Annotated in this window: 1 protein-coding gene; it reads left to right on the forward strand. The window is 29.7% G+C overall.

What is annotated here, in order from left to right; all coding sequences use genetic code 11:
* Positions 1 to 187 precede the first annotated feature (187 nt).
* Positions 188 to 1,168 (forward strand): MFS transporter, encoded by a 981-nt coding sequence (locus BUB51_RS12620; protein WP_073198193.1) that lies wholly within the window; start codon positions 188 to 190, stop codon positions 1,166 to 1,168.
* The last annotated feature ends 72 nt before the right edge of the window (positions 1,169 to 1,240 follow it).

Consider the following 1,240-nt stretch of genomic DNA (forward strand, 5'->3'; position numbering starts at 1 on the left):
AACTTAACCTAATGAACCGCCGTATACCGAACGGTACGTACGGTGGTGTGAGAGGTCGGTAGATGAATTAATCATCTACCTCCTACTCGATTATATATAGAGAAATTCAATATTTACAAAAACATATTTTTATGATAGCATGATGCCTCAACAACCTAAAAATTTTTCTGATAAAGGTGGGATAGGAATGAGTATAACAAGAAACATAAAGACGTATTACATATATTCTATATTTTCTGATCTTTTAATATTAGGGCCTATATTAGTACTATTTCTTACTGCAAAAGGATTATCTTTTACAGAAATTATGCTGCTTCAATCTGTAGCGGCTATTTCAGTGGTTATATTTGAAGTACCTACAGGAGCTTTTGCAGATAAATTTGGAAGAAAGATTAGTATTCTTATAGGTGCAATATTATGGGCAGTTAGTCTTTCAATATATATAATAGGAAATGAATTTCCAGTTTTTGTTTTAGCCGAAATAACCTTTAGTTTAGGAGCTACATTGAAATCTGGAGCAGATACTGCTTTAATATATGATTCATTAAAATCTATTGGTAGAGAAAAGGAATTTCAGAGTATAGAAGGTTATGCAAGGTCATTATCTCTATATGCTCAAGCTATAGGCTCTATTATTGCTGGATTTGTATATAAAGTGAACATTTTTCTACCATTTTATATCTCCATTGGATTTATGCTTATAGCAGCAATTACTACTTTAAATTTTATTGAGCCTTCAATAGAAGGAAAAGAAGGTAAATATGGGAATAATTATTTTAAACAGATAAAAGAAAGTGGAATATATATTGCAAGGCATGAGAAAATTAAAGCAATAATGATGTTTTCAATGATTTTCTTTATATTTTATAGAGCTGGGTTTTGGTTTTTTCAACCATATATGGAAAGTGTAGAAATACCTGTTGAGTATTTTGGTATAATATTTTTTATATTCAACATTGTGGCTGTAATAACTTCTAAAAGGTGTCATTTAATAATGGAAAAGACTAAATCTAGAACTTTATCTTTTATGGCATTTCTTATAATAGTATCATTTGTTTTATTAGGAATCATCAGGATATGGATCGGTGTATTAGCGATATTGCTTCAACAAATGGCTAGAGGACTTTATAGACCGGTTACAACTAAATACACCAGTTTACAAGATTAATTAAGCCACAAAGTCATTGTATATAAAGTTTTTAACGCATTTGGAAACTACAGAATAAATTTTTCTATTTTC

The organism is Caloranaerobacter azorensis DSM 13643, from assembly GCF_900129995.1.
Lineage (GTDB): Bacteria > Bacillota > Clostridia > Tissierellales > Thermohalobacteraceae > Caloranaerobacter > Caloranaerobacter azorensis.

Bases quoted from the DNA above. Each gene is read 5' to 3' on its own strand.
- BUB51_RS12620 (WP_073198193.1), top strand. From the start codon at position 188: ATGAGTATAACAAGAAACATAAAGACGTATTACATATATTCTATATTT.